This window comes from Ammoniphilus soli, from assembly GCF_040813775.1.
In genome coordinates, this window is record NZ_JBEGDL010000049.1 from 1 (window position 1) to 23,357 (window position 23,357).

The 23,357-nt window shown below is 43.5% G+C and carries 23 protein-coding genes; 3 read left to right on the top strand and 20 right to left on the bottom strand.

Annotated features, from left to right (window positions below; genetic code table 11):
* Window positions 1–93: 93 nt before the first annotated feature.
* The 9 genes from iolB to ABLT31_RS34950 all read right to left on the bottom strand — a co-directional run bounded on the left by iolB (window position 94) and on the right by ABLT31_RS34950 (window position 10,654).
* Complete coding sequence (gene iolB / locus ABLT31_RS34910; RefSeq protein WP_367760263.1) at window positions 94–924, bottom strand: 5-deoxy-glucuronate isomerase; 831 nt, start codon at window positions 922–924, stop codon at window positions 94–96.
* A gap of 27 nt (window positions 925–951) precedes the next feature.
* On the bottom strand, window positions 952–2,886 hold the full coding sequence (iolD, locus tag ABLT31_RS34915) for a 3D-(3,5/4)-trihydroxycyclohexane-1,2-dione acylhydrolase (decyclizing) (RefSeq protein ID WP_367760264.1): 1,935 nt from the start codon (window positions 2,884–2,886) through the stop codon (window positions 952–954).
* Between the two features lie 25 nt (window positions 2,887–2,911).
* Entirely contained in the window at window positions 2,912–3,910 is a 999-nt protein-coding gene (locus ABLT31_RS34920) for an ABC transporter permease (protein WP_367760265.1), read from the bottom strand.
* Window positions 3,911–3,937: 27 nt separating this feature from the next.
* A complete protein-coding gene (locus tag ABLT31_RS34925; RefSeq protein WP_462976580.1) occupies window positions 3,938–5,428 on the bottom strand; it encodes a sugar ABC transporter ATP-binding protein in 1,491 nt (496 codons plus the stop codon).
* Window positions 5,429–5,502: 74 nt separating this feature from the next.
* Window positions 5,503–6,510, bottom strand: coding sequence for a sugar ABC transporter substrate-binding protein (locus ABLT31_RS34930; protein ID WP_367760267.1), 1,008 nt, complete (start codon window positions 6,508–6,510; stop codon window positions 5,503–5,505).
* A 172-nt stretch (window positions 6,511–6,682) separates the two neighbouring features.
* Window positions 6,683–7,714, bottom strand: a complete 1,032-nt coding sequence (locus ABLT31_RS34935; RefSeq protein WP_367760268.1) for a Gfo/Idh/MocA family protein — start codon at window positions 7,712–7,714, stop codon at window positions 6,683–6,685.
* 316 nt (window positions 7,715–8,030) lie between these two features.
* A complete protein-coding gene (locus ABLT31_RS34940; RefSeq protein ID WP_367760269.1) occupies window positions 8,031–9,044 on the bottom strand; it encodes a LacI family DNA-binding transcriptional regulator in 1,014 nt (337 codons plus the stop codon).
* Between the two features lie 354 nt (window positions 9,045–9,398).
* A complete protein-coding gene (locus ABLT31_RS34945; protein ID WP_367760270.1) occupies window positions 9,399–10,292 on the bottom strand; it encodes a DMT family transporter in 894 nt (297 codons plus the stop codon).
* Between the two features lie 65 nt (window positions 10,293–10,357).
* Window positions 10,358–10,654 carry a BC1872 family protein gene (locus ABLT31_RS34950; protein ID WP_367760271.1) on the bottom strand — a complete coding sequence of 99 codons (297 nt, stop codon included), beginning with the start codon at window positions 10,652–10,654 and terminating at the stop codon, window positions 10,358–10,360.
* 147 nt (window positions 10,655–10,801) lie between these two features.
* Here ABLT31_RS34950 and ABLT31_RS34955 point away from each other — a divergent pair, with 147 nt between their 5' ends.
* Window positions 10,802–10,960: a hypothetical protein gene (locus ABLT31_RS34955; protein WP_367760272.1), complete on the top strand. Its 159-nt coding sequence runs from the start codon at window positions 10,802–10,804 to the stop codon at window positions 10,958–10,960.
* Between the two features lie 171 nt (window positions 10,961–11,131).
* On the opposite strand, the gene ABLT31_RS34960 is transcribed toward ABLT31_RS34955, so the two are convergent.
* Window positions 11,132–12,013, bottom strand: a complete 882-nt coding sequence (locus ABLT31_RS34960; protein WP_367760273.1) for a LysR family transcriptional regulator — start codon at window positions 12,011–12,013, stop codon at window positions 11,132–11,134.
* Between the two features lie 120 nt (window positions 12,014–12,133).
* Between ABLT31_RS34960 and ABLT31_RS34965 the strand changes: the two genes are divergently transcribed.
* On the top strand, window positions 12,134–12,898 hold the full coding sequence (locus tag ABLT31_RS34965) for a TSUP family transporter (RefSeq protein WP_367760274.1): 765 nt from the start codon (window positions 12,134–12,136) through the stop codon (window positions 12,896–12,898).
* 95 nt (window positions 12,899–12,993) lie between these two features.
* Here ABLT31_RS34965 and ABLT31_RS34970 read toward each other — a convergent pair whose 3' ends face one another.
* Genes ABLT31_RS34970 through ABLT31_RS34985 form a run of 4 tightly spaced genes read right to left on the bottom strand, consistent with a single transcriptional unit; the run spans window position 12,994 to window position 15,243 of the window.
* Entirely contained in the window at window positions 12,994–13,596 is a 603-nt protein-coding gene (locus ABLT31_RS34970; RefSeq protein ID WP_367760275.1) for an NAD(P)H-dependent oxidoreductase, read from the bottom strand.
* A gap of 58 nt (window positions 13,597–13,654) precedes the next feature.
* Window positions 13,655–14,071 carry a DoxX family protein gene (locus tag ABLT31_RS34975; RefSeq protein ID WP_367760276.1) on the bottom strand — a complete coding sequence of 139 codons (417 nt, stop codon included), beginning with the start codon at window positions 14,069–14,071 and terminating at the stop codon, window positions 13,655–13,657.
* Window positions 14,072–14,107: 36 nt separating this feature from the next.
* Window positions 14,108–14,809 carry a pirin family protein gene (locus ABLT31_RS34980; protein WP_367760277.1) on the bottom strand — a complete coding sequence of 234 codons (702 nt, stop codon included), beginning with the start codon at window positions 14,807–14,809 and terminating at the stop codon, window positions 14,108–14,110.
* Between the two features lie 38 nt (window positions 14,810–14,847).
* On the bottom strand, window positions 14,848–15,243 hold the full coding sequence (locus ABLT31_RS34985) for a DoxX family protein (RefSeq protein ID WP_367760278.1): 396 nt from the start codon (window positions 15,241–15,243) through the stop codon (window positions 14,848–14,850).
* A gap of 132 nt (window positions 15,244–15,375) precedes the next feature.
* Between ABLT31_RS34985 and ABLT31_RS34990 the strand changes: the two genes are divergently transcribed.
* Window positions 15,376–15,687 carry a winged helix-turn-helix transcriptional regulator gene (locus tag ABLT31_RS34990; protein WP_367760279.1) on the top strand — a complete coding sequence of 104 codons (312 nt, stop codon included), beginning with the start codon at window positions 15,376–15,378 and terminating at the stop codon, window positions 15,685–15,687.
* Between the two features lie 90 nt (window positions 15,688–15,777).
* Here the strand turns inward: ABLT31_RS34990 and ABLT31_RS34995 are convergent, their stop codons facing one another.
* The 6 genes from ABLT31_RS34995 to ABLT31_RS35020 form a co-directional block, all read right to left on the bottom strand.
* Complete coding sequence (locus ABLT31_RS34995) at window positions 15,778–16,038, bottom strand: HPr family phosphocarrier protein (protein WP_367760280.1); 261 nt, start codon at window positions 16,036–16,038, stop codon at window positions 15,778–15,780.
* Window positions 16,039–17,889, bottom strand: coding sequence for a PTS sugar transporter subunit IIA (locus tag ABLT31_RS35000; protein ID WP_367760281.1), 1,851 nt, complete (start codon window positions 17,887–17,889; stop codon window positions 16,039–16,041).
* Window positions 17,886–20,009 (bottom strand): BglG family transcription antiterminator, encoded by a 2,124-nt coding sequence (locus ABLT31_RS35005; RefSeq protein WP_367760282.1) that lies wholly within the window; start codon window positions 20,007–20,009, stop codon window positions 17,886–17,888. The genes ABLT31_RS35000 and ABLT31_RS35005 overlap by 4 nt, the downstream gene beginning before the upstream one ends.
* A 433-nt stretch (window positions 20,010–20,442) precedes the next feature.
* Complete coding sequence (ptsP, locus tag ABLT31_RS35010) at window positions 20,443–22,170, bottom strand: phosphoenolpyruvate--protein phosphotransferase (RefSeq protein WP_462976581.1); 1,728 nt, start codon at window positions 22,168–22,170, stop codon at window positions 20,443–20,445.
* Window positions 22,167–22,439, bottom strand: coding sequence for a phosphocarrier protein HPr (locus ABLT31_RS35015; protein ID WP_367760283.1), 273 nt, complete (start codon window positions 22,437–22,439; stop codon window positions 22,167–22,169). The genes ptsP and ABLT31_RS35015 overlap by 4 nt, the downstream gene beginning before the upstream one ends.
* 101 nt (window positions 22,440–22,540) lie before the next feature.
* Window positions 22,541–23,344, bottom strand: a complete 804-nt coding sequence (locus ABLT31_RS35020) for an SDR family oxidoreductase (RefSeq protein ID WP_367760284.1) — start codon at window positions 23,342–23,344, stop codon at window positions 22,541–22,543.
* Between the last annotated feature and the right edge of the window lie 13 nt (window positions 23,345–23,357).

Consider the following 23,357-nt stretch of genomic DNA (forward strand, 5'->3'; position numbering starts at 1 on the left):
ATCGAGTGATTTATTTGAGTCAAACGTTAAGTTATTCATCTTCAGTTCCTGCCTTTCCATCCTATTGTTTCGACGAATATCGACAGGTGCCTGTCACTTGTCGAATCGGCCTGATGCCAACTTATTTTCCATGACCCATTCATGGTCTTTATCATTGTGGAACACCCACGTGCGTGTCGGACCAGCCATGACGTTCAAATAATAGACTTCATATCCCGGGGGAGCAGATACCGGATGGTAGCCTTCGGGTACCAGGACGGCATCCCCATCCTTGATGATCAAGGTCTCATCTAATGAGTGGTCATCGTTGTAAACGCGCTGGATCGCAAAGCCATGACCTGGGTTGACTTTATGATAATAGGTTTCTTCTAAATAAGATTCATGAGGCAGGTTGTCTTGATCGTGCTTATGAGGAGGATAACTGGACCAATTCCCCTCAGGGGTAAAGACCTCTACCACCAATAGGCTGTCTGCTGGCTTCTGCTCAGGAAGGATGTTATGAATCTGGCGCTCGATATTGCCCGCTCCGCGCTTTTCCACCCCAACATCTCCGGGAGCGATCAGGCGAGCCGGAAAGCTTCCTTTCCCTGGTGCAAGGCACACCGCCAGCTCAAGATCGGTCAACGCCTCCACCTCGTAACTATCCACAGAAGGAACATAGACCGAATACGGAGGAATTTTTTCAAACACGCTCATGCGCTGGCCGATGTTTTCCCACTTTTCATGCTGGGTTGCGATGGTTGCTTTTCCTGATAAGATAACCAGGCAAGCCTCTTGTTCTCCTGTTTCCTTCCTCAAGCTTTGCCCTTGCTTAAGAGCATACACTTCAAAACCCACATAGCCCCATCCCGCAGACTCCGGGGTTATGCTTATTACCTTGCCTTCTTGGTCAGGCGCCTGCGTAGGTACAATCAAATCTGGCATCTTCACACTTCCTTTATATAGGAACTATTAATATTGTCTGGCTTCTTTTCTGATTTTTTCTTTTCTTTCATAAGCCTGCTGAACCGTCGGACTGTTGGATACAGCTGCGGAGGCGACGTGCCACCATTGCTCATAGTCGTTGCACATGGTTTTCGGCAGCACTTTGATATCAATCAGGGTAGATACCGTTTGCTTTTTTGAATCTTCCAATGCGGCTTCTAGTTCTTCGATCGTACGGACCTTGTAGGTTTTCACCCCATATCCTGCTGCACTTTGAGCAAATTCGATTTTCATGAAGTCACCGTCCAAGCGTCCCGTTTCCGGATTGCGATAGCGGAATTCGGTACCAAAAGTACCCATTCCATTGTTCATCTGCAAATTGTTAATGCACCCAAAGGTGGCATTATCAAAAAGGATGACATTGATTTTCTTTCCTTCTTGCAGACTGGTCACCAATTCCGAATGAAGCATGAGATAGCTGCCATCCCCTACCATGGCATACACTTCTTTTTCCGGTTCTGCCATTTTTACGCCCAACGCTCCGGATACTTCATACCCCATGCAGGAATATCCGTACTCTAAATGATAGGTATTCGGCTTGCGCGGATCCCACATTCTGTGCAAGTCACCCGGCAGGCTTCCTGCCGCCGCGATAATGATCGCATCATCCGCAATCAGCTGGTTGACCTTGCCCAGCACTCGGGTTTGAGTCAGACTGGACCCGAAAAGCTCTTTAAATTCCGGCAGCACGTGATCCAATTGCCCAGGGAATTCGGATGTAAAGCCTTCAGCTTCAAATTGAGTATTTCGCAGACGGTTCAGCTCGGCTTTCCAGGCATTCTTGGCGTCTTCGATCTCAACGGTATACCCTGATTGGTAGCCTGCTATTTCAAGCTCTGCTTCCAAGTCCTCCAATGCCAGCTTGGCATCTGCTACGATCTTCACGGCATCGAACTTCACGGCTTGGAATTCGGATACATTGATGTTTAAATAATCAACTTCCGGATTTCGGAACAGCCACTTCGATCCGGTTGTAAAATCGGAGTAGCGGGTCCCGATCCCAATGACCAGATCCGCATCCCTAGCCATCCGGTTGGCCGATAGGTTTCCGGTTACCCCGATGCCCCCCAGATTGTAGGCATGGGATGCCTCAATCGCACTTTTGCCCGCTTGGGTTTCCGCGTAAGGAATATGGAACTTCTCTGCAAAACGCCTCAAGGATTCCGCCGCTTCCGAGTAGCGAACCCCTCCGCCGCAAATGATGATCGGCTTTTTCTTGCCTTTCAGCAGTTCCACGGCATCCTTCAGGGCTGCTGCGCTCGGCACGCGACGTTCGATTCGATGGACGCGCTTTTCAAAGAAATACTCGGGATAATCGTAGGCTTCCCCCTGCACATCCTGAGGAAGAGCGATCGTCACAGCCCCGGTATTCGCGGGATCAGTCAGCACTCTCATCGCATGAATCATGGCTGTCATTAATTGCTCCGGCCGGTTAATGCGGTCCCAGAACTTGCTTACGGCACGAAATGCATCATTGGTGGTTAACGCGAGGTCATGATAGTGCTCGATTTGCTGAAGCACAGGATCCGGCTGTCTGGTGGCGAAGGTATCCCCCACCAGCAGCAAAACGGGAATGCTGTTTGCCGATGCCGTCGCAGCGGCGGTAACCATATTTGCTGCCCCTGGTCCGACAGAAGAAGTACATGCCATAATTTGCCTGCGATGCTTCTGTTTCGCGAAAGCGACGGCCGCATGGGCCATCCCTTGCTCATTTCGGCCTTGGTAAACTTCTAATTCTTCCGCACCTTCTTCTAATGCCTGACCGAGTCCCAGCACATTTCCGTGGCCAAAGATAGTAAAGATTCCTTTTACAAACCTTTGTTCCACACCATCGAATTCTACATATTGCTGGTTTAGAAACTTAACCAGAGCCTGAGCGGTTGTTAAACGCATCGTTTTCATCTTGATCCCATCCACCTTTTTATGACTACTTTTTCTTCTTATTTTTACGAGAATCAATGAGTACAGCGGATACAATAATGATTCCTTTTAGAATTTGCTGCCAGTAGGAAGAAACGTTCATTAAGTCCAGCGAGTTATTTAACACCCCGATGATCAAAGCCCCAATAATCGTTCCAGGGATCGTTCCGATACCGCCGGATAAGCTTGTTCCACCGATAACGGCTGCCGCAATGGCATCCAGCTCATACATGACACCCATGCTTGGCTGCCCCGCGCTAATTCTCGATGTCAGCATGATTCCAGCAAGCGCAGAAAGGAATCCAGCGTAGGTGTAAATCATAATTTTGTAGCGATCAACATTAATACCGCAAATCCTTGCCGCTTGTTCGTTTCCGCCGATGGCATACGTATACTTGCCAAATCTCGTTTTGCTTAACATCAAGTGAGAAATCACTCCCATGATGACAAAGATAATAATTGGAACAGGAATGCCTGCGATTTCCCCTTGACCGATGAACAAGAAAGATTCAGAAAGATTGCCAATCGGTCTGCCATCACTGTAAAGCAAAGCTAATCCGCGGGCTCCAATCATCATTCCCAGCGTCGCGATAAACGGAGGAATGGCCCCTTTCGCCGAGATCGTACCATTGATAAATCCAGCCAAAACGCCAACCCCAAGACCTAATGCAAGTGCCAGAATAAGAGGATGATCCCCTTGGGCAAAACTGGCTGTAATGACCGAAACAAGGGCGATAACCGATCCGGATGAAAGGTCAATACCTGTGGTAATAATGACCATGGTTACCCCCATGGCAACAATACCGATAAACGAGATCTGACGAACGACGTTGATTAGATTTTGTGAACTAAGAAATGCTGGCGTGATGATGGATACCGCAATCACCATGGCAATGAAAATAAGTAAAATTCCATACTTGCTAAATACCTTGCCTAATGTTTTCTTCCAGTCATGACTTTCTATAACCTTAGCGGTTCCTACACTCTCTTGAAGATTCGTGTTCATACTTGCCCTCCTTCATCTATTTTCATCTTAGCTATAAGCCACTTCCAAAATCTTCTCTTGACTGGCTTCTGCCCGATCCAATTCGCCCTTCATATTTCCTTCGTGCATGACAATGACGCGATCGCTCATCCCAAGGATTTCCGGCATTTCTGAAGAAATCATGATAATCGCTTTTCCCTCACCGGCTAACTTGGACATCAGTTTATGGATTTCCGACTTTGCACCTACATCAACACCGCGAGTAGGCTCATCCAGAATCAAGACATCAGGGTCATTCAGCAGCCACCTAGCCAGCAACACCTTTTGCTGATTGCCGCCACTTAGGTTCATAATTAACTGATCAATGTGCGGAGTTTTAATGTTCAAGCGTTTGACTTGCTCATTGCAAATGGATTCAACCTTCTTGCCGCTGACAAAACCCATTTCAAGAAACTGATCCAAGTTGGAGATAACCATATTTTCCCGAATCGATAAAGGGAGAAACGCCCCTGTTAACTTTCGATCCTCCGTTAACAGTCCGATTTTGCAGTTAATGGCATCTTGCGGTGACTTGATATTTACCTTTTGGCCTTTCACGAAAACCTCGCCAGCATCGGGCGGATCAATACCAAATACACTTTCGATGATCTCGGTTCTTCCTGAACCCATTAATCCAGCGATTCCAAGAATTTCACCTTTTCGCACTTCAAAGCTTACATTTCTGAACTTCCCTTTTCGGGTCAAATTTTTGACCGCTAACGCGACTTCCCCGATTTCAGCCTTTTCTTTATGAAACACTTGCTTGATTTCCCTGCCTACCATCATATGAATGAGAGAGTCTTGATCCAGTTCGCGAGCTTCTCGCGTACCAATGTATTGGCCATCTCTAAACACAGTGATTTCATCGCAGATCTTAAAGATTTCATCCATTTTGTGTGAGATGTAGATAATCGAAACACCTTTTTGCTGTAAGGCACGAATAATTTCAAATAAATGGTCAACCTCTTTGTCGGTAATGGCCGAGGTGGGCTCATCCATGATGATGAGATCCGCATGATAAGAAATGGCCGTTGCGATCTCGATCATTTGCATATTGGCAATGCTTAAGTCTTTCATTTTCGTATTCGGATCAATGTTGATGTTTAAGGAGTCAAACAAAGCTTTTGCGTCATTGACCATCTTTTTGTTATTAACCCAGCCCGTTTTGCCAATGACAGGCTCCCGGCCCAGGAATATATTTTCTGCCACCGTCATGTGAGGAACAGGAGCCAATTCTTGATGAATCATGGAAATTCCTCGACTTAGTGCATCTTTTGGTCCCGTTAGCTTGATTTCCTCTCCTTTAAACTTGATGGTTCCGGTATCAGGCGTATAGATCCCGAAGATAATTTTCATTAACGTCGATTTGCCTGCTCCATTTTCCCCCATCAAGGCATGGACAGATCCTTTTTTAATCTTCAGTTGAATGCTGTCCAGCGCTTTTACGCCAGGAAATTCTTTCGTAATATTATCCAATTCCAGAATATACTCAGAACCCACTTGCATCCCGCCTTCCTTATTTAGGAAAGAAGAGCCACAGCCATACCGAGTGGCTCTTCTCTGCCAAGTTCAGATTATTGCTGCCATTTTTGGATATACGTATCCACGTTGTCTTTTGTAATCAATTGGAATGGTACGTCAATGATATTGCTGCCGCCCTCTAGCTTTTCGCCTTTTGCCGCTTTGATTGCCGCTTCAATCGCACCTTTACCTTGTCCCACCGGATCTTGGAAAGCGGAAGCACTTAGCTTGCCAGCTTTAATATATTCCAATGCATCCGGTGTTCCGTCGATCCCTGCAATCACTTTGCCTTCAAGTTGTCCTGCTGCCTCAAGAGCCATCATCGCTCCGATCGCCATTTCATCATTGTTTGCTACAATCGCATCAATTTGATCGCCGGATTGAATCCAGTTTTCCATCACCTTCATACCTTCTGCTCTCTGGTACAATGCGGTTTGCTCACGAAGCAATTTCATGTCTGGGTTCTTGTCAATGATCTCCTTATTCCCTTCGGTTCTCTTGATTTGAGAATCCGATCCAAGCTCACCAGTCAAAATGGCAACATTCCCTTTTCCACCCAATAGCTTGGTCACTTCTTCCATCTGAATCGTACCTGCCAGCTTCGAATCAGATCCTACATAGGCATAGATTTTTTGGAGAACGGCATCGTCAGGCATTCTGTTTACTAGAACAACTGGAATATTCGCTTTATTAGCTGCGTCTACCATCGGGCCAACCGCACTTGTATCAACAGGACCAATGATGATTGCGTCTACACCTTGGGCAATGAAGGTTTCAACCTGCGATAATTGCTTGCCCGAGTCATTTTTCGCATCTACCATCTTCACTTCTACTTCGTCATGTTCTTTGTCATAATTATTAATCGCATCATACAAGTAGGTTAGCCACTTGTCATCGAATACGGGCATTGCTGCACCAACAACGATCGAGCCATCTGCAGGAGTTTCGGCTTGTTCTTTTGGTGCTTCGTTCGTCGGCTGACTGGATGATCCGCAACCTGCAAGCAAGCCAACCGTTAAAGCGGACGTCAAAATCATGCTTAACATCTTTTTTACTCTCATTAAATAATCCCCCTTAGTTTTTTTACAAAATATATTTTCACTTACAAGTAATGTGTAAGCTAAAGACAAAGTAATCGCCTAAATTTACATGTAAGGAAAATTATGTTGACGACTTTCCGGATTTTTCGGTGCTTGACCTAACAAGCCATCATGACTATATATAGGAATCCGCTTACATTTTAGATGCAGATGCTATTAAACAAACATCTTCCTTTAGCTTGACCGCCTTCGATAGTCTGATAGATTCAAGACACGCCTCAATTACTTTCACATTGTTGATGGTGCTTTCTTTTGTATAGCGGGGCTCTTTACCTTCCAGCAAGCATTGCGAGAAGTATTCAATACCGAGAGGATAGTTGTGACCCACTAGCCTTTCCTCCCTTGTTCTTCCATCCTCGCTTCTAACGATAATCAACCCTTCGCCATCGACTTGGGGGATGAAAGCTTTAGGGACATGGATCGTTCCTTTGGTCCCAACGATTTGATAATCCTCTCGGGTCGACATGTTCATCCCGCAATCCAAATAAGCTTTGACTCCATTGCCATATTCAAAAACGGCAACAGCAGACATGTCTACATCATATTCAGGGTGCATGTCAGCTACACAGTATACTTGATCGGGTTCACCTAACATTTCCCTAGTAGCATGGATGCAGTAACATCCTACGTCGTAGAGACTGCCTCCTCCCAATTCCGGCTTCATGCGAATGTTTCCTTCCAGTTTTTTTAATTGAAAAGTGAAACTCGATCGCATCAATTTGATATCCCCTATTTCACCTGAGGCAATAATGTCTTTGACTCTTTGGTGTTGTGGATGAAATTGGGGCATAAGCGCTTCCATGAAGATGACTTGGTTTTCATCACATACTTTAATCATGTCTTTGGTTTCTTCTTCGGTCAGCGCAGCAGGTTTTTCGCATAAAATATGCTTCCCGCTCATCGCCGCAGCCTTTACCCATTTGGAATGCAATCCATTTGGAAGGGGGATGTAAACGACATCAATATCCGGATCGGCCAATAATTGTTCGTAACTATCGTAGTATTTGGGGATATTGAACATTCGGGCTGCTTCCGCTGCCTTCCCGCTTCCACTGGCTATAGCCACTAGATTAGCGTTAGAGACTTGTTGAATAGCTGGGATTATCTGAACTTGTGCAATCTCTGCCGTGCTTAAAATCCCCCAGTTAACACGTTTTTTTTTCATATCCTCAACCCTTTGAAATTTCTTTTTTGTTAAGCGCTTAATGTTTGCTTTAAAAAAAATTTACCGCTCATCAAATAATTCGTTTTACTTTAACGATCTATTCCTTATTGTTTGCCTGTATCCTAACCTAACAAACCCCAAATCGTAAAGTGAATTTTTCTTCATTCTAACCTTAGCATTAGTATAAACACTTTGTTTTTTTGTTAAGCGCTTAACTTAATAATCTAAGTATATTCCATGTTCTAAATTTTTTCAATAGTTTTATTTAGATATTTTCAATCTATAGAGTGATATTAAGCTGATGACCTCCGCTTCATCAGCTCTGATTATGAAATGTTGTGGTGGATTGTCTAATCACCAACTGAGGCCGTATTGTTACTCGTTGCTTGATTTCTTCTTTATTATTAATTTCATCCACAAGCAAATCTACAGCCTTCATTCCTATTTGATCGATGGGCTGGGACACGGTCGTCAAGGCCGGATCCGTATAGGCAGCAAACATGATATTATCAAAACCGACAACGGATAAATCTGCTGGAACCTGTAAACCCATTTCTTTCGCCGCCTGAATAACCCCAATACCCAAAAGATCATTGCAAGCAAAAACAGCACTTGGACGGATGGATGAGTTTTCAAGAAGCTCTACGGTTCTAGCCTTGCCGTCCTCCACCGTAAAATCACAGGTTTTCAATAACTGATCACAAAAAGGAATATCTGCTTCCTCTAAAGCAAACTTATATCCTCTAAGTCTTTCGTTGGTGTTAAAGACGTTAAGGTCTTCGGTTATAATCGCAATTTTCGTATGTCCCAGCTCTACAAGATGTTTCGTCGCTAAATACCCTCCAAGAAAATCATCGACAAGAACAGACGTCACGGAAAGGGAGGATATGTCCCTGCCGACCAAAGCGATTGGAATCTCTAATTTATGTAACTGATCAAGCAGGTTGTCGCTTTCCCCTGTTCCGATCATGATTCCATCTACTTTCTTTTGCTGGAGAAGAGAAATATATCTTTGAGTTCGATCATCATCATGATACGTACTACACAATATCACACTGTACCCTAGTTCAATCGCTTTACTTTCAATCGCTCTTGCAAGCTGTCCGTAATAGGGATTAGAGATATCCGGTAAAACCAACCCTAGCGTATACGTTTGTTTTCCAGTTAAAGCAGAAGCCAAAAAATTAGGCTGATAGTTTAAACGTCCCATCACTTCTAACACATGCTTTTTGGTTTTCTTGCCCACATGACCCTTGTTATTGATCAAATTGGATACCGTGGCTATAGAGACCCCTGCCTCCCTCGCTACATCATAAATGGTGACTTTCATTTTTTCCTCCATCATTTTAAAAGAAAAATACACAAGCATTACTTAAGCGCTTAATTATTTAGCAATTAGAATTTTGCTCATTTTTTATCCTCATGAGCAAAACTGAACTTCTACTTCTCAATAATATGTTTATCTGCATACACCATATCACAAGAGAAATAGCTTCCACATTGTTTTAATGGAGATCCAGCACAGAATGATTAAGCGCTTAACTCAACTTAATCCTATTATATCTACTAGTAATTAACTTTTCAATATTGTTTTGATTTTTTATTAAACCTTTAGTGATTGCTTGACTTTTTACTGCATACAAAGAAAAAACGACCTGGGCCAGATCGTTTTCTTCTAGTATGACTATAAAAGTATCATTAGACAAGTTCCGCTGAACACGAGGACGGCTGCACTCCAAACCGCAAGCGGCAATTGCTCCATCATATGGAAGAAGAGTCGGCTTAGAAGCACGGTAAGCAAGGGCTCGACAGCTGCGACCGCGCTCACGATTGAAACAGGAGCATAGGTTGCACCGAGAAAAAAGAACAGCGGTCCGAAGCTGTTAAGGGCGCCGGCTGTAATAAAATAGGGATTTTTCAACAGCTTTCGATTCTCCCGAAGGGTCGCTTTAATGGTTCCTTTGCCGGATTCGTAAACCACTAACAGGATCAAAGAGGTAACAGCACCAACCCAAGCTCCAAAAAAGGCATCGTCCATTTGTTCCAATCCCGCCTTACGGATGGCTTGTCCGATTCCAAAGAAGAGAGCTGATGCAATTCCGAGCAGGTATCCAACATTTTTTAAGCTCAGAGATTCGCCTGGTTGGGCAAAAGCCCTCCAACTGATCGAAAGCACTCCCGCCATGATCAGAGCGACACCGCCAGCGCTTTGCCAAGATAAGGATTCCTGAAGCACCAATAAGGCAAAGAGGATCGTAAAGATGGGGGAAGCGTTTTTAATAGCCGAAGCACGAGAAGGCCCGATATGGGAGATGCTCGCAAAAAAAGAATAACGACCAAGCCCTGTCGTTAATAAGCCGGAGAGCACGAAATATAAAAATGCCGTAGCCGAAAAAGCCGGGGGATCGTCATTCAGGAAATGGAAAACGCCTGCAAGCAAGCCCAGTAGTAGAACATTCATAATCACCGTGATCAAATAGCCGTTTTCTTTTGTTTGCTGCTTCTCCATCCCTTTTTTTATCAGCAGGTTAGTTATGGCAAAGGACAAAGCACTCAAAAAGGCAAACAATGTACCCATAGATACTACTCCTTTTTTCTCTCCATTTTAGCACGATTAGATAGCCGTAAGGAGTAGCGGAGCAATTAGGAATTCTCTTCCGCCTTTAATGCCGCTAAACATATTGCAGAGGGGGCGGTATCTGCTTGTACAGAATATACCCTGTTTTCAACATGGACTGCCGCTGTATAAGCGTGAAAAAACTTTTCTACCTCTACGTTTTCGAACCTCTCTACCACAAGCCAAGCGTCCGCTATGTTGGTACTGTATTGGGGGATGGGTAACCCCTCTTCAAAGAAGATATCTTGACGAGAGCTTCTGTCGACTTTTTTTCCCATCACACGTTCCGCTATCAGCGCATCCATTGTTCTGCCTGCTTTCATTCCTCTTCCTCCTTAGCCATTCGCATGCTTCATCTCCGTACCACTTTCCCCAAAGAGCGTTACTAAAATTTTATTGTTAGAAATCATACCACTTCAGTTCTCACCCAAAATATTCCATATTAATATGGAGTATAAGGAGGGAATCCAATGGATGAAATAAAACCCCTAATTGAAAAAAAGAAAAATATCAAAGAACAAATCCTCAATCCCTATATCTCGGGGCAACAAAGGGCCAAACTTTATTTAGAGATAAAGCTAATAGACAACATGATTGACCTCATTTCCTACTCCAAACGAATCAATTAATTTGTCCAAATGAATATTTCGGGGAGGTTTCTAGAATAGGAGGGATCCACTGCCTCCTCGCCTCCCCTTTTTTCTATGAACGATTCGCCGTCTTACTCCACCTGACTTAGTCCTGGGCTTGTGCCGAACCCCCTCTGGTAATCGCGAACCGTCTTTCTAAACCGAAAGGCTCTAATGGCCTCTCTTCGCTACTTCATAGAATGCTTGCGCGATGGGAGAGGATAAGTCATTTTTTCGTGAACAGAAGTAGATCGGCCTCTTGATATCTATCCCCTCTATAAAGACCCTTCCAATCTCACCATTTTCAACCATCGTTTTTACAGCAAGGGCTGGAACTAACATGGCACCATAGCCTTCTTGAATCGTTTTAATCGACAGATTCATTCCGTTATATTGCAGTGCCTTCTTTGGGGGAGAGAGATCATGGATTCGGCATAACGCTAAAAGCTGTTCCCGAATACTGCTTCCTTCCTCCCGCATGAAGAAAGGTTCTTTCATCATTTCTTCTAGCGTTGCCATTTTGGAATCTAATCGGTGGCCCTTTGGTACAATAAACCAAAGTTCATCATCAAACAGCTTTTCATAACAAATGTCTGGATGTTTGGATATGCCAGCGATGAAAGCCAAATCCGCTTCATAGTGCAATAACTGCCTATTGGCTTCCGTTGAATTAACTACATTTAAAATGATGTCAACATGAGGATTTTGCTTTTTAAAGGAAGCTACCCATTTAGGCAATAAGAGATTAGCCGGTAAACCAGTCGAGGCGATCTTTAAGGTTCCAATCTTACCTTCGCGCAAATCATGGAGCTTCATTTCCAATTCTCTTTCCATAGCAAATAGACGTTGGGCATGGAGAAAAATCAACTCACCCGCCTCGGTCAAACGTATTCCCCTTCCATCCGGTTCGAGAACATTTAAGCCAATTTCCTTTTCTAGCTTTCGAACCTGGGCGGTAACAGAAGGCTGGCTGATAGAAAGATTTATCGCTGCACCTGTTACACTTTTTCTATTGGCAACCTCAAAAAATACCCTTAATGCATGTAAATTCATCTTCGCTCCTATTCATTTATAGATACTTCCTATGAGTAATAAAAAATTATATATTAGACTGATGAGTATTTGCAAACTAGAATAGAAGATGAAAAATCATAGGGCGAGAAGGTGTAGCTTTTGAATGACATGACGGTTGAAATGATATTTCTTTTATTAGGATTCGGCTTTTTAGCTTCTTTTATTGATTCCGTTGTAGGGGGAGGGGGGCTAATTTCTACTCCTGCTCTCTTACTGACAGGACTTCCTCTTCCTGTCGTATTAGGTACAAACAAATTAGCTTCTACCATGGGTTCATTAACCAGTACCATTTCTTTTATCCGTTCGGGAAAAATCAATTTTCACTTAGTTAAATATCTCATCCCGTTTTCCCTGATTGGAGCGGTCTTAGGGTCCATGACGGTCCGGCAAGTGCCATCTGCTTTTCTGAAGCCTTTGGTCATTTTTATGCTTATTGGAGTAGCGGTGTATACGGTGTTTAAAAAAGACTGGGGAAAAAGCTCTACGTATTCAGGAATAACCAAAAAGACGGGATACATCAGTGTTTTGGCTGCCTTCGCTATAGGCTTCTATGATGGATTCTTCGGACCGGGAACAGGCTCCTTTTTGATTTTTGCTTTTCTTTCCCTTGGATTTGACTTTGTAACTGCCGCAGGAAATGCCAAAGCATTAAATTTTACGAGTAATGTAGCTAGTTTGATTACGTTTATCTGCTTAGGTTCAGTCAGTTTTGCACATGGTTTCATTATGGGGATAGCTATGGTCATAGGGGCGCTAGTTGGTTCTCGGGTTGCCATCAGAAAAGGTACAAGCTATATCCGTCCCCTATTTATTGGAGTGACGATGGTTTTAATCGGAAAGCAATTATGGGATGTATTAATGTAGTTTAAGGATGACGACACGCGTCCTGAATCAGGATCGTTACCTGATTACCCTGCCCAATCGCAATAGGCTGCCATAAGAGTTGGCAGCCTAAAAAATTATGTGGTCAAAGTAACTTGTGGAAATAAGGAATTAATCTTTTCTTCCACTTCCTTTAACATGCCTCTATATGCTTCATCATCGAGGTATCCGATACTGCCAAAAAATAAATGTCCCACAGATTCAATACCAACAAAGTCAAAAATACCAGTGTCAGACGTGATTTTCAATCCATCGGTCATACCAATCCTATCGTAAATTTCATTAGGAGTACCGTGTGTATTTATAATAAAACCTTTCTTTCCTGTCAGCATCTTAATGATGCCTTCTTCACCAGAACCATAAGCAAATCCGTAAGAGAACACACGATCAACATAACCTTTAAGGATAGCAGGAAGTCCGGTCCACCAAATAGGATAAATGAATGTAATAGCATCCGCTTGGGTGATAAATTCTTGTTCCGTTTTAATTTCTTGCGGAGTTTGTCCGGCTTTCATAGCAGCCGTATCTTCTGGTTTCAATACAGGTTGGAAATCAAGTGCATACAAATCACGTACAACAACTTCGTGACCGTTGTTCTTTAATGCATTGACCGTGGTTTCCAATATTGCGTGGTTTAGACTTTCAGGGTTTGGGTGAGCATAAACAACAACATGTTTCATTTAAAAACCTCCATATACCTCAACTATTTGTTATATTTTCTAGGAGTTGTTACATCTCTTAAGCAGCAGTTTCTTCTCTTTTGGAAAGTCCCAAAGTCCGATCTAGGGATAAAGCATAACTACCATTTAAAGCCAAATATACAGCCATAGCCAAGAAGGCAAGATCGAGTTCCCAGCCAGCCATTTGGCCATTCCCCAAAAAGCCAACCGCTAGTTTTACTTTTAAGGTGGCTCCAATCATCAGAATCGCCAATAGTGCAGATATCCATCTGGTTGCCAATCCAAGAATAAGCGCTAAACCGCCCACGACTTCAATCGTCGCTACGACATAGGCAAGGAATCCCGGAAGACCTATACTTTCAAACCAACCCACAATATTGCCGATCCCCCCTTGGAATTTTACCCATCCATGAGCAAAGAAGGAAATCCCTAATACTACCCTTAAAATTAATGCTCCTATTTGATGATTACTCATTTTGTTTCTCCTCCTGATCTATTTTTCCTAAAAAATTTAAGGTAAATCAATTAACATCAATTTTGCATGGGAGTTCCCAACGATTTTCAGTTCCGTAAGATCCGTAATTCTCGCTGAGTCGCGTTTTTTCAATTGGGTTTGCTCGTTTAAAGTCACATCGCCTTCAATCACAAATAGAAAGATTTTGCGATTCTCTTGGGTAAAGGTGAGTGTTTTTCCTTCCTCTAACTCCGAAAGATAGAGCGTTAAATCTTGATGGATGAACGCAACCTGATCAGATTGAACCCGGTTAGACACAACCGGCAGCAAATGATTTTTCAGGGCCTTTGGGTCATATGCCTTTTGCTCATAAGATGGTGTTAGTCCTCTTTTCTCCGGCATAAACCAAAGCTGTAAAAAGTTGACCTCTTCCGTATTGGACGGGTTATATTCGGAGTGAACCACACCCGTTCCTGCCGTCATTCGTTGAATTTCACCAGGGCGAAGGATTTCTGAGCCACCGGTACTATCTTCATGCTTCAATTGACCGCTTAGCACAATAGAGACAATTTCCATATCCCGATGAGGATGGGCTCCGAATCCATTGCCTGCTGCTACAAAGTCATCGTTGAGTACGCGAAGAGGACCAAAATTCATGTTATTCGGGTCATAGTACTCGGCAAATGAGAAACTATGAGATGTTTTTAACCACCCGTGATTTGCTGTAAAACGTGATTCTGCCGGATATACCTTAATCATAATAACCTTCTCCATTTTCATTTATTTTTCCCATTTTCTTATAGCAACTCATCAAGAGAATAAGAACCTGCTCCGATGAGAGCCACGCCAATAACCACCGCAATCAAAACCAATTGATACTCGAATCCTCCCTTATCACCCCAATAGCCATTTGGTCCATGAACTTTCAAAATAGCCATCACCATGGTACCGGCAATCAGTAGTGCTCCCAGTGGGGTTAACAACCCGGCAGCAAAAAGCAATCCCCCCACCATCTCACTTAACCCCGCAAGGATGGCCATTTGGACACCGGGCCTAATCCCGATCGACTCCATCCAACCGCCGGTTCCCTTCGGTCCATATCCTCCAAACCAACCAAACAGTTTTTGGGCGCCATGTCCCATGAAAGTTAGACCAATGACTAAACGAATGATTAAAAGACCAAGATTCATCATGATTACTTCCTCCTTCACATTTTATTATTTACTAATTTTTTGTTATGACTAACTTTATGTAAGTATCATACTGTGATATACTTACTTATGTCAAGTACCTTTTAAAAAATTATAAAAAAGGAGGTTGTATACATGGAAGACTTTACGCTGTGTCCTACATTTGAGTCCGCCTTTGAATTACTGGGCAAACGATGGACAGGTTTAATTATTCGTGTCTTAATGAACGGTCCGGCAAGATTTAAGGATATATCCAAAATCATCCCAAACCTCAGTGACCGCGTTCTCTCTGAACGATTTAAGGAATTGGAAGAAGCGGAGATAGTAAAAAGGAACGTGTATCCTGAAACACCAATAAGAATTGAATACGAACTGACGGAGAAGGGTCGATCATTAAAACCCATGATGGAGGAATGTGAAAAGTGGGCTGAGATTTGGATGAAATAAAAAAAGCTTCTATTGAAGCCTTATCAGCTACCACAAAGCATGAAAAAGAGACTGCAAATCTAGGGTTGCAGTCTCCTTTAACAATCTACATTACTTCAATTCCCTTTGAATCAATTCCGTTAAAGCTTTCATAGCTTCTTCTTCATCTTCCCCATCTATTCGTAGTGAAATTTTGCCGCCTTCTTTAACTTCCAGCTTCAAAAGACCTAAGGCACTTTTCCCGGACGCCACTTTCCCATCGTACCCCACTTGAATCTCAGAGGAAAACTCTTGTGCCGCCGACGCCAATTGAGTTGCCGGACGGAGGTGAAAGCCCCTTTTGCTATTGATTTTGATTTCTTCAATCACCATTTAAACCGAAGTCTCTCCTTTCCCTTGATCTGCGCCCAAACTACTTATGATCATTTCAAGCACTTCCTCCCGAGTCTGAGCTTCCCTTAAGCGACCCATCATTTCTTCCTGTTCAATCAGCGTCGCTAACTGAGAAAGAATAGCCAACTGCCGATGTCCTTTGACCGCGATGGCTATCACCAGATAGGCCCTATTTCCATCTCCAAAATCAACCCCATCGGGATATTGCGCTATAGCGATTCCGGATTTCACAATTTGCTTGCTTTCAGCATCTATTCCATGCGGAAGAGAGACACCATTCTCAAGATAAGTGGAGAAAGAACGTTCACGCCTCTTCATTTCCTCGATATATGGAGGAAGAACATTGCCCATTTCCACCAAAAGAGCACCAACTTGCTCAATTGCCTCCCACTTATCTTTCGCTTGCCGATTTAAAAGAATATATTCCTTCGTGAATCCGTTCCATTCATCGACCACAGGACTTGTTGGTGCAGAACTCTCCGTTTGCTGAGAAGAAAGCCGTGTGATCAATTCTTGGTAAAAGGAACGATCACTAAAGGAACGAACAGAAATATGCTCAGCCTTAGGAGCACTGACCAGCGCCCGGTCAGCTATATGGACAGTGGATACAACGAGATCCGCATCAAGCGGGATATCATCCACAGAATAATGATCTACCTTAATATCTAGATTTGCCTGTTTCAGCTTTTTTTGCAGCTGGGCGGCTCCCATGGCACTGGACCCCATCCCGGCATCACAGACAAAATAGATGTTCTTTATTTGTTTCTTGGGTTCGCTAAAGACGTTTTCGGTACTATCCATAGCGGGTGTTGCTATTTCCGTTAATTTTTCTCGCGGAAGCAAAAACATCGTGCAAACAAAACTTATGCATGCAGAAGCGATAATTCCGGCAAATACAGCAATATGGATGCCTTTCGGCGCCATGGCCAGCAATACAAAGGCACTCCCTGGAGAAGGAGTAGCCACTAATCCGGCCTGCAGAAAATAAAAAATCGAATTGCCTGTTATCCCGCCTAAAATAAGGGGAATGATAACGATGGGCTTCATCAAGGCATACGAAAAGTAGACTTCATGAATCCCTCCCAACCCATGAATAGCCAAGGCGGATTTTACATTTTGTTTTTCCTTCCCTTTCAAATGAAAATAATATGCCAAAAGCATACCAAATCCGGGACCAGGATTCGTTTCCAATAAGAATAAAATCGACTTGCCAAGATGCTGTACCTGATAGATGCCCAGAGGCTCCAAGATCCCGTGATTGATTACATTATTAAAGAATAAAATCTTACCGGGCTCAATCACAAAGGCAATGAGGGGCAGGTAGCTGGTTTGGGTAAGATGTTCTATATAAAGATGGATGAAATCCATCACTTTTAGAAACAAGGCACTTAGCCAAAAGTGACTAAAGAGAGTCAGAATGATGGCAAGGAGCCCGGCAAAAAAATTATGAAACAGCAATTCAAACCCCATCGGTACCCATCGCTTTAACCATTCGTCCATTTTTCTAATCAAATATCCAACCGCAGGTCCTATGATCAAGGAAGGCAGGATCATCGGGATATGGGGCGGGGTTCCCAAAACGACCCCAAACATCACGATAGCTGCAATCAAGCCTCCGCGGTGTTCCCCTATTCTCCTCCCAGCTGTATAGGCAAAAAGAACAGGAATAAAATAGCTCAGCATAAGGATCGTAATCCGGTCTATTTCGGGATTCGGAAACCATCCCATAGGCCCAAACAGCACCCGCAGCATCCCCATTGTAATCAGGGCGGCAATATTTTGAAAGACAACCTTACTTAAAAATCGGCCGATTCGGTTAAGCCGCCTCATGATTTCACCTGCAATAGGGCATTCGTTTTTTCTAAGTATCCCTTCTTGAGAACCGACTTCATCTGATTTCTTGCTTCTTCCATATCTTCACTCGTTATCGCTTGAACAAAGTCATCTTCAACTAAGGCGGCACCGATTTTTCCGATCATCTCTACATGCTCCCGAGGGGAATCCTTGGGGGCAAGGAGAACCAAAACGGTGCGGATGCTAACATCTTCCTCCCAATCCACCGTGTGAGTCAACCGGAGAAGGCAAATGCACATCCTGTCTATCGCATGGCTGCGGATATGCAGCATGGCCAGATGATCTTCCTCGATGACCCAGGCTCCCCGCTCTTCTCTTTCCCTCAGTTCTGCTTCCAACGTCCCGGTATCACCTTCATCGAATTGGGATAGGGCAAATTCTGCAACCATTTTTATGACTGCATCTTTCGATGCCGCGTGGACATTGGGTAAAATGAACGTATGGCTTAAAAGCTGAACCATGGCCTCTCCATAGCGATTGATTTTTTGGACGGTATCCTCAATTTCCATCCCCTTTTCTTCTATCTCCAGCTTGTCCTTTTTCAGCTCCTTAAGTGGTTTCAAATGGCTTTCAATCAGCTGGATGTCCTGGGGCATCAAAAAGGGATTCACCACCACGGCTTTTGTGCCTTCCGATTCAAAGGGTACGGTGGAAATAATTAAGTCAACCGGAGGTTTGCTTCTGATCCACTCGTCCATATGCAGGAGCGAAACAATATCGACAACCTCTACATGCGGAAGCTGCTTTTCAATTTGGGCGGATAGCAAACGAGAAGTCCCCATCCCGCTCGTGCAGACGAGGAGCGTACGGTAGGACTCTCGCTTTTGCCCTTCAGCCCGTACGGCTGCGGCACCGAAATGCATCGCTAAATATCCTACCTCTTCTTCCGGTATGAAACATTGCAGATGCTTTTCCAAATAGGCGGCCGCCTTTCTTGCAGCACCAAAAATCTGGGAATAATTTTCTTTGATACTACCCAAAAGAGGATTGCGAATTTCCATATTCAGCTTAATCCGGTGAATCGCCGATCTTAGATGCGTACTCAAGTGCTCGATCAGAGAAGCGTCAGCGGTAAAATTCAGCTTCATCTCGTTTTCGACAATTTGAACCATATGATATACATACTCTTCGATATCGTTTGGATATAGGGAGGAGGAATATAATCGTTTGGCCTTGGCTCCTAGCAGGTGCATCGTAATGTATCCCACTTCGCTCTCAGGAATCTGGATCTCGAGCAAGGAACTTAAATCTATAGCCATTTGACCGGCAAACTGGAATTCCTTTGCTTCTTTTAGCTTATCTAAAATATCCTGGCCGATGGTAATCCGTTCCCCATTTTTCAAGCGCTGTATGGCTAGAGCGATGTGGACCACTAACCCCACATACGCACTGTCGGTCAACATGTATCCCCATTCCTGGGTTTTCTGTACCACCTCTTCAATTCTTTGTATGGTGGCGGGATCGATGAAGTGAAGCAATCGGTTCTTTATCGAAAGCTCAAGCTTCATCTTTTCGGAAGAGGATTGCGAATAAGAGGACAGGATTTCCATCAGCTGCTCTTGACTATAATGTTGGTATAATAATTCAATAATCGCTTCCCTGATGCTTTTCTCGCTTCCTTCGATATAAACTCCCAATCCCTGTTTGCGAATGAGTTTAATTTGATGCTTCTCAAACCAAGGCTCAATCTTCAGTAAATCATTGCTGACTGTTGCCTCGGTTACATTAAATTTATGGCTAAAATAATACAATTTAGTCGGTTCCTTTAGTGCAAGAAGCAATTGCTTCAACAAGTACTGGCGTTCTTCTGGAGAAAAGATTTTAATGGATTGGTTTATTGTCAAAAACTGGAGTAACTTCTTTTTATCCTCTTCCTCTCCTTCCAGAAATAATCCAACCCTTGTTTTCTTATTTAAGACAATCCGGTAGGATTCTAAAAATTGATCTATCCCGGATAATTCCCTTTGTATTGTTCGGCTGCTTATCTCAAGCTCATCGGAGATCTCCTTCAACGTTACGGGAGTAGAAGATTGCAGCAAAAGCAGAAGAATGTGCTGTTGCCTGGAATTGAGTTGAATCTCCTTCTTCCTGAACACAAAACCACTCCTGACAAAATTTAATATTAGAATGAGTATATCACGAATATTTATTTTGATTCATGAGTTTATAGATATCTAACCAAAAATAATGTCGCCAAAATTGATTTTTAAAAATAAGGCTCATGTTAAACGTCATTGTTGATTTTTCCATATTATTTTTTGCGGACATAGGGTTCGTTACATGGGTAAAAATCGCTTTGTGTTAAAGCGGAACGGACATACGTTCCGTTATTTCGTTAAAATGCTACTATCTTCCGTTGTTTTTTAGCAATTAGCGAACTTAGTGTCCGCTTAGTTTACCAAAGTGGCGTTTTTCGCGGAAATAACGAACCACATGTCCAAAAAAATCAACAATCAAGGATAACAGAGCCAAAAATAAAGAAAAAGGCCTTTCCTATGACGGGAAAGGCCTCCTAACCTCCTAACTTACCTAAGCATTCACAACTTGATTGAAAAATGTTTCTTTTATGAATGAAATGACTTCTTCTGTTGTATTCATATCCAGAATTTTCTCTATCACTGCTTCTGATTCTTTTTTGGAAAGCTTTTTAATTTGGGAACGGGCTTTTAAGACCGAAGCGGCACTCATACTCAATTCATCTAATCCCAGTCCCAGCAAGATGGGAATCGCTAATTCATCTCCCGCCATTTCTCCGCACATGCCCACCCATTTGCCTTCTCTACGGGCCGCTTCAATCACCATTTTTATAAGGCGCAAAATAGCCGGGTTATACGGCTGATATAGATAGGAAACACGTTCATTCATACGATCTGAAGCCATGGTATACTGAATGAGGTCATTCGTTCCGATGCTAAAGAAATCCGCCTCTTTGGCAAACCGATCAGCGAGAATCGCCGCTGATGGAATTTCGACCATGATCCCGATTTCGATCGAATCGGAAACAGGCACGCCTCTAGTGATAAGCTGTTCTTTTACTTCGAGAAAAATCTCTTTCGCCTTTCTGAATTCGTCCAAGGTTGCGATCATCGGAAACATGACCTTTAGGTTCCCGTAAATGCTTGCACGTAAAAGCGCCCTCAATTGGATACGGAAAAGCTCTTGTTCCTCTAAACATAACCGGATGGCCCGGAATCCCAAAAACGGATTGAGTTCTTTCGGAAGCTGCAGATAGGAAAGCTCCTTATCCCCGCCAATATCCAGTGTCCGAACGACAACTGGTTTTCCCTCCATTTTTTCCAAAACGATTCTATAAGCTTCAAACTGTTCCTCTTCCGTCGGCATCTTGTCACGGCCCATGTACAAAAATTCCGTACGAAACAACCCAATCCCTTCTGCACCGTTTCCCAGCACGCCTTTCACATCATCAGGGGTGCCAATGTTTGCCGCTAACTCTACATGATATCCGTCGCTTGTAACTGTCTTTTCATTCCGAAGCCTTGCCCATTCCGCTTGTTGGGCTGAAAGCTCTTGTTTCTTCTGTTGATATTGACGAATCATATCCTGGGATGGATTTACAATCAATTGTCCGTTGAGACCATCGACAATAACAAGGGTTCCGTTTTCAATATGCTCGGTGGCACCTTTCGTTCCCACGACGGCAGGAATTTCCATAGAACGCGCCATAATGGCTGAATGAGAAGTTCTCCCGCCAATATCGGTTGCAAATCCTTTGACAAATTGACGGTTAAGCTGGGCTGTATCCGAAGGCGTTAAATCTTCGGCAATGATCACCACTTCTTCAGCGATCATTCCAGGGTTAGACATATGCACCCCAAGCAAATGGGCGATTACCCGCTTGGTAACGTCACGGATATCCGCTGCACGTTCTTTCATGTATTCATTATCCATTTGTTCAAATAGATTCACAAACTTCATGGCTGTTTCGTTTAGGACATATTCCGCATTCAGTTTCTCGTTTTGTATTTTTTCTTTCACAGGGCCAATAAATTCGGGATCGCTTAATACGAGAAGATGCGCGCTAAAAATGGCCGCCTTATCTTCTCCGAGCTCATGATAGGCCTGTTCTTTGATAGCTTCTAATTCAGCCATTGCTTTTGCAATGGCATGTTCAAAACGTTCGATTTCCATTTTCGCATCAGCGATTGTCTTTTTCTCGATATTTAGGACAGGGTTTTCTAATCGATAGGCCTTTGCTATGGCAATTCCTGAAGAGGCCGCAATACCTTGAATGATCATGATTCCCCCAACCCTTCCTTTGCGATGATGGCTTCGATCGCAGCAATCGCTTCGTCCTGATCATTTCCTTCAGCAATAATTTTAATTTCAGATCCTTGGGTAATGCCAAGGGACATGACACCAATGACGGATTTTAAATTGACAGACCGGGCGTTATATTCCAAACGGATATCGGAACAAAATTTTGTAGCGGTCTGAACTAAGGCCGTTGCTGGGCGTGCATGAATGCCTGAATCACTCGTAATTCTAAACACTTTTTCTGCCAACATTTCTTACCTTCTTTCTAAGTAAAATAATGTGAGAGCAACGAGTCACTCTCACGCGATTAGCAGGATCATTAGGATAGATTTACTAGAGTTGTTTTCGTTATTTATCCACGGGATTTTCCGCCTGAAATGTTCACCGTTGTACCTGTTAAATAACTGGCCCGCTCCGAAGCTAGATAAGTGACCAGCTCGGCAATTTCATCCAGCTTTCCAGGCCGTCCAAGCGGTATGGATTTGCTGTAATCTGTTTCAAGACCTTCTACTGTTACTCCTCGCGTGTACGCTAAAGCTTCATTATAAGCATCCGTTGTTAAGCCTGTTTGTTCGTTGATGCCTGGTGCAATACCAACTACACGGATGTTAAATTTCCCTAGCTCTTTTGCCCAAGAACGGGTAAAACCATTGACAGCACCTTTTGTAGCCGAATAAGCGCTTTGTCCAGCAGATCCTTCCATACCCGCCTCAGAAGAAACATTAATGATAACACCCTTCTTATTTTTGATCATGACTCTTGCAGCTGCCTGGGCACACAGGTAAGGACCTTTCTGATTTACAGCAACCATGAAATCAAAATCTTTTTCGCTTAACTCGTACTCTGGCTTTTCGCCGCGGAAGTCAACCAGTAAACGCGGCAGGTTCACACCCGCATTGTTGACTAAAATATCTACTGTACCAAACCGCTCCATGACTTGGGCTGCCATGTTTTCAACGCTTTCTTTATTGGTAACATTGCATTGGATATGGTAAGTTCCATCAGGCTGTTCACCTGTACTTACATTCAGATCAGAAACAATAACCCTAGCGCCGTTCTTTACCAATTGAGCCGTTATTTTCGAACCAATGCCAGATGCACCACCTGTAACAATTGCTACTTTATTTTCTAATTGAAGCCATGATTTTTCTTTCATTCTTTTTTCCTCC

Excerpts from the sequence above, each read along its gene's own strand:
- ABLT31_RS34970 (WP_367760275.1), bottom strand. The coding sequence starts at position 13,596 with ATGAAACATGTTGTTGTTTATGCTCACCCAAACCCTGAAAGTCTAAAC.
- ABLT31_RS35015 (WP_367760283.1), bottom strand. The coding sequence starts at position 22,439 with ATGTTGGCAGAAAAAGTGTTTAGAATTACGAGTGATTCAGGCATTCAT.
- ABLT31_RS34945 (WP_367760270.1), bottom strand. The coding sequence starts at position 10,292 with ATGGGTACATTGTTTGCCTTTTTGAGTGCTTTGTCCTTTGCCATAACT.
- iolD (WP_367760264.1), bottom strand. The coding sequence starts at position 2,886 with ATGAAAACGATGCGTTTAACAACCGCTCAGGCTCTGGTTAAGTTTCTA.
- ptsP (WP_462976581.1), bottom strand. The coding sequence starts at position 22,170 with ATGATCATTCAAGGTATTGCGGCCTCTTCAGGAATTGCCATAGCAAAG.
- ABLT31_RS34950 (WP_367760271.1), bottom strand. The coding sequence starts at position 10,654 with ATGAAAGCAGGCAGAACAATGGATGCGCTGATAGCGGAACGTGTGATG.
- ABLT31_RS34935 (WP_367760268.1), bottom strand. The coding sequence starts at position 7,714 with ATGAAAAAAAAACGTGTTAACTGGGGGATTTTAAGCACGGCAGAGATT.
- ABLT31_RS34930 (WP_367760267.1), bottom strand. The coding sequence starts at position 6,510 with ATGAGAGTAAAAAAGATGTTAAGCATGATTTTGACGTCCGCTTTAACG.
- ABLT31_RS34995 (WP_367760280.1), bottom strand. The coding sequence starts at position 16,038 with ATGGTGATTGAAGAAATCAAAATCAATAGCAAAAGGGGCTTTCACCTC.
- ABLT31_RS34920 (WP_367760265.1), bottom strand. The coding sequence starts at position 3,910 with ATGAACACGAATCTTCAAGAGAGTGTAGGAACCGCTAAGGTTATAGAA.
- ABLT31_RS34985 (WP_367760278.1), bottom strand. The coding sequence starts at position 15,243 with ATGATGAATCTTGGTCTTTTAATCATTCGTTTAGTCATTGGTCTAACT.
- iolB (WP_367760263.1), bottom strand. The coding sequence starts at position 924 with ATGCCAGATTTGATTGTACCTACGCAGGCGCCTGACCAAGAAGGCAAG.
- ABLT31_RS34955 (WP_367760272.1), top strand. The coding sequence starts at position 10,802 with ATGGATGAAATAAAACCCCTAATTGAAAAAAAGAAAAATATCAAAGAA.
- ABLT31_RS35000 (WP_367760281.1), bottom strand. The coding sequence starts at position 17,889 with ATGAGGCGGCTTAACCGAATCGGCCGATTTTTAAGTAAGGTTGTCTTT.
- ABLT31_RS34990 (WP_367760279.1), top strand. The coding sequence starts at position 15,376 with ATGGAAGACTTTACGCTGTGTCCTACATTTGAGTCCGCCTTTGAATTA.
- ABLT31_RS34975 (WP_367760276.1), bottom strand. The coding sequence starts at position 14,071 with ATGAGTAATCATCAAATAGGAGCATTAATTTTAAGGGTAGTATTAGGG.
- ABLT31_RS34980 (WP_367760277.1), bottom strand. The coding sequence starts at position 14,809 with ATGATTAAGGTATATCCGGCAGAATCACGTTTTACAGCAAATCACGGG.
- ABLT31_RS35020 (WP_367760284.1), bottom strand. The coding sequence starts at position 23,344 with ATGAAAGAAAAATCATGGCTTCAATTAGAAAATAAAGTAGCAATTGTT.
- ABLT31_RS34940 (WP_367760269.1), bottom strand. The coding sequence starts at position 9,044 with ATGAAAGTCACCATTTATGATGTAGCGAGGGAGGCAGGGGTCTCTATA.
- ABLT31_RS34960 (WP_367760273.1), bottom strand. The coding sequence starts at position 12,013 with ATGAATTTACATGCATTAAGGGTATTTTTTGAGGTTGCCAATAGAAAA.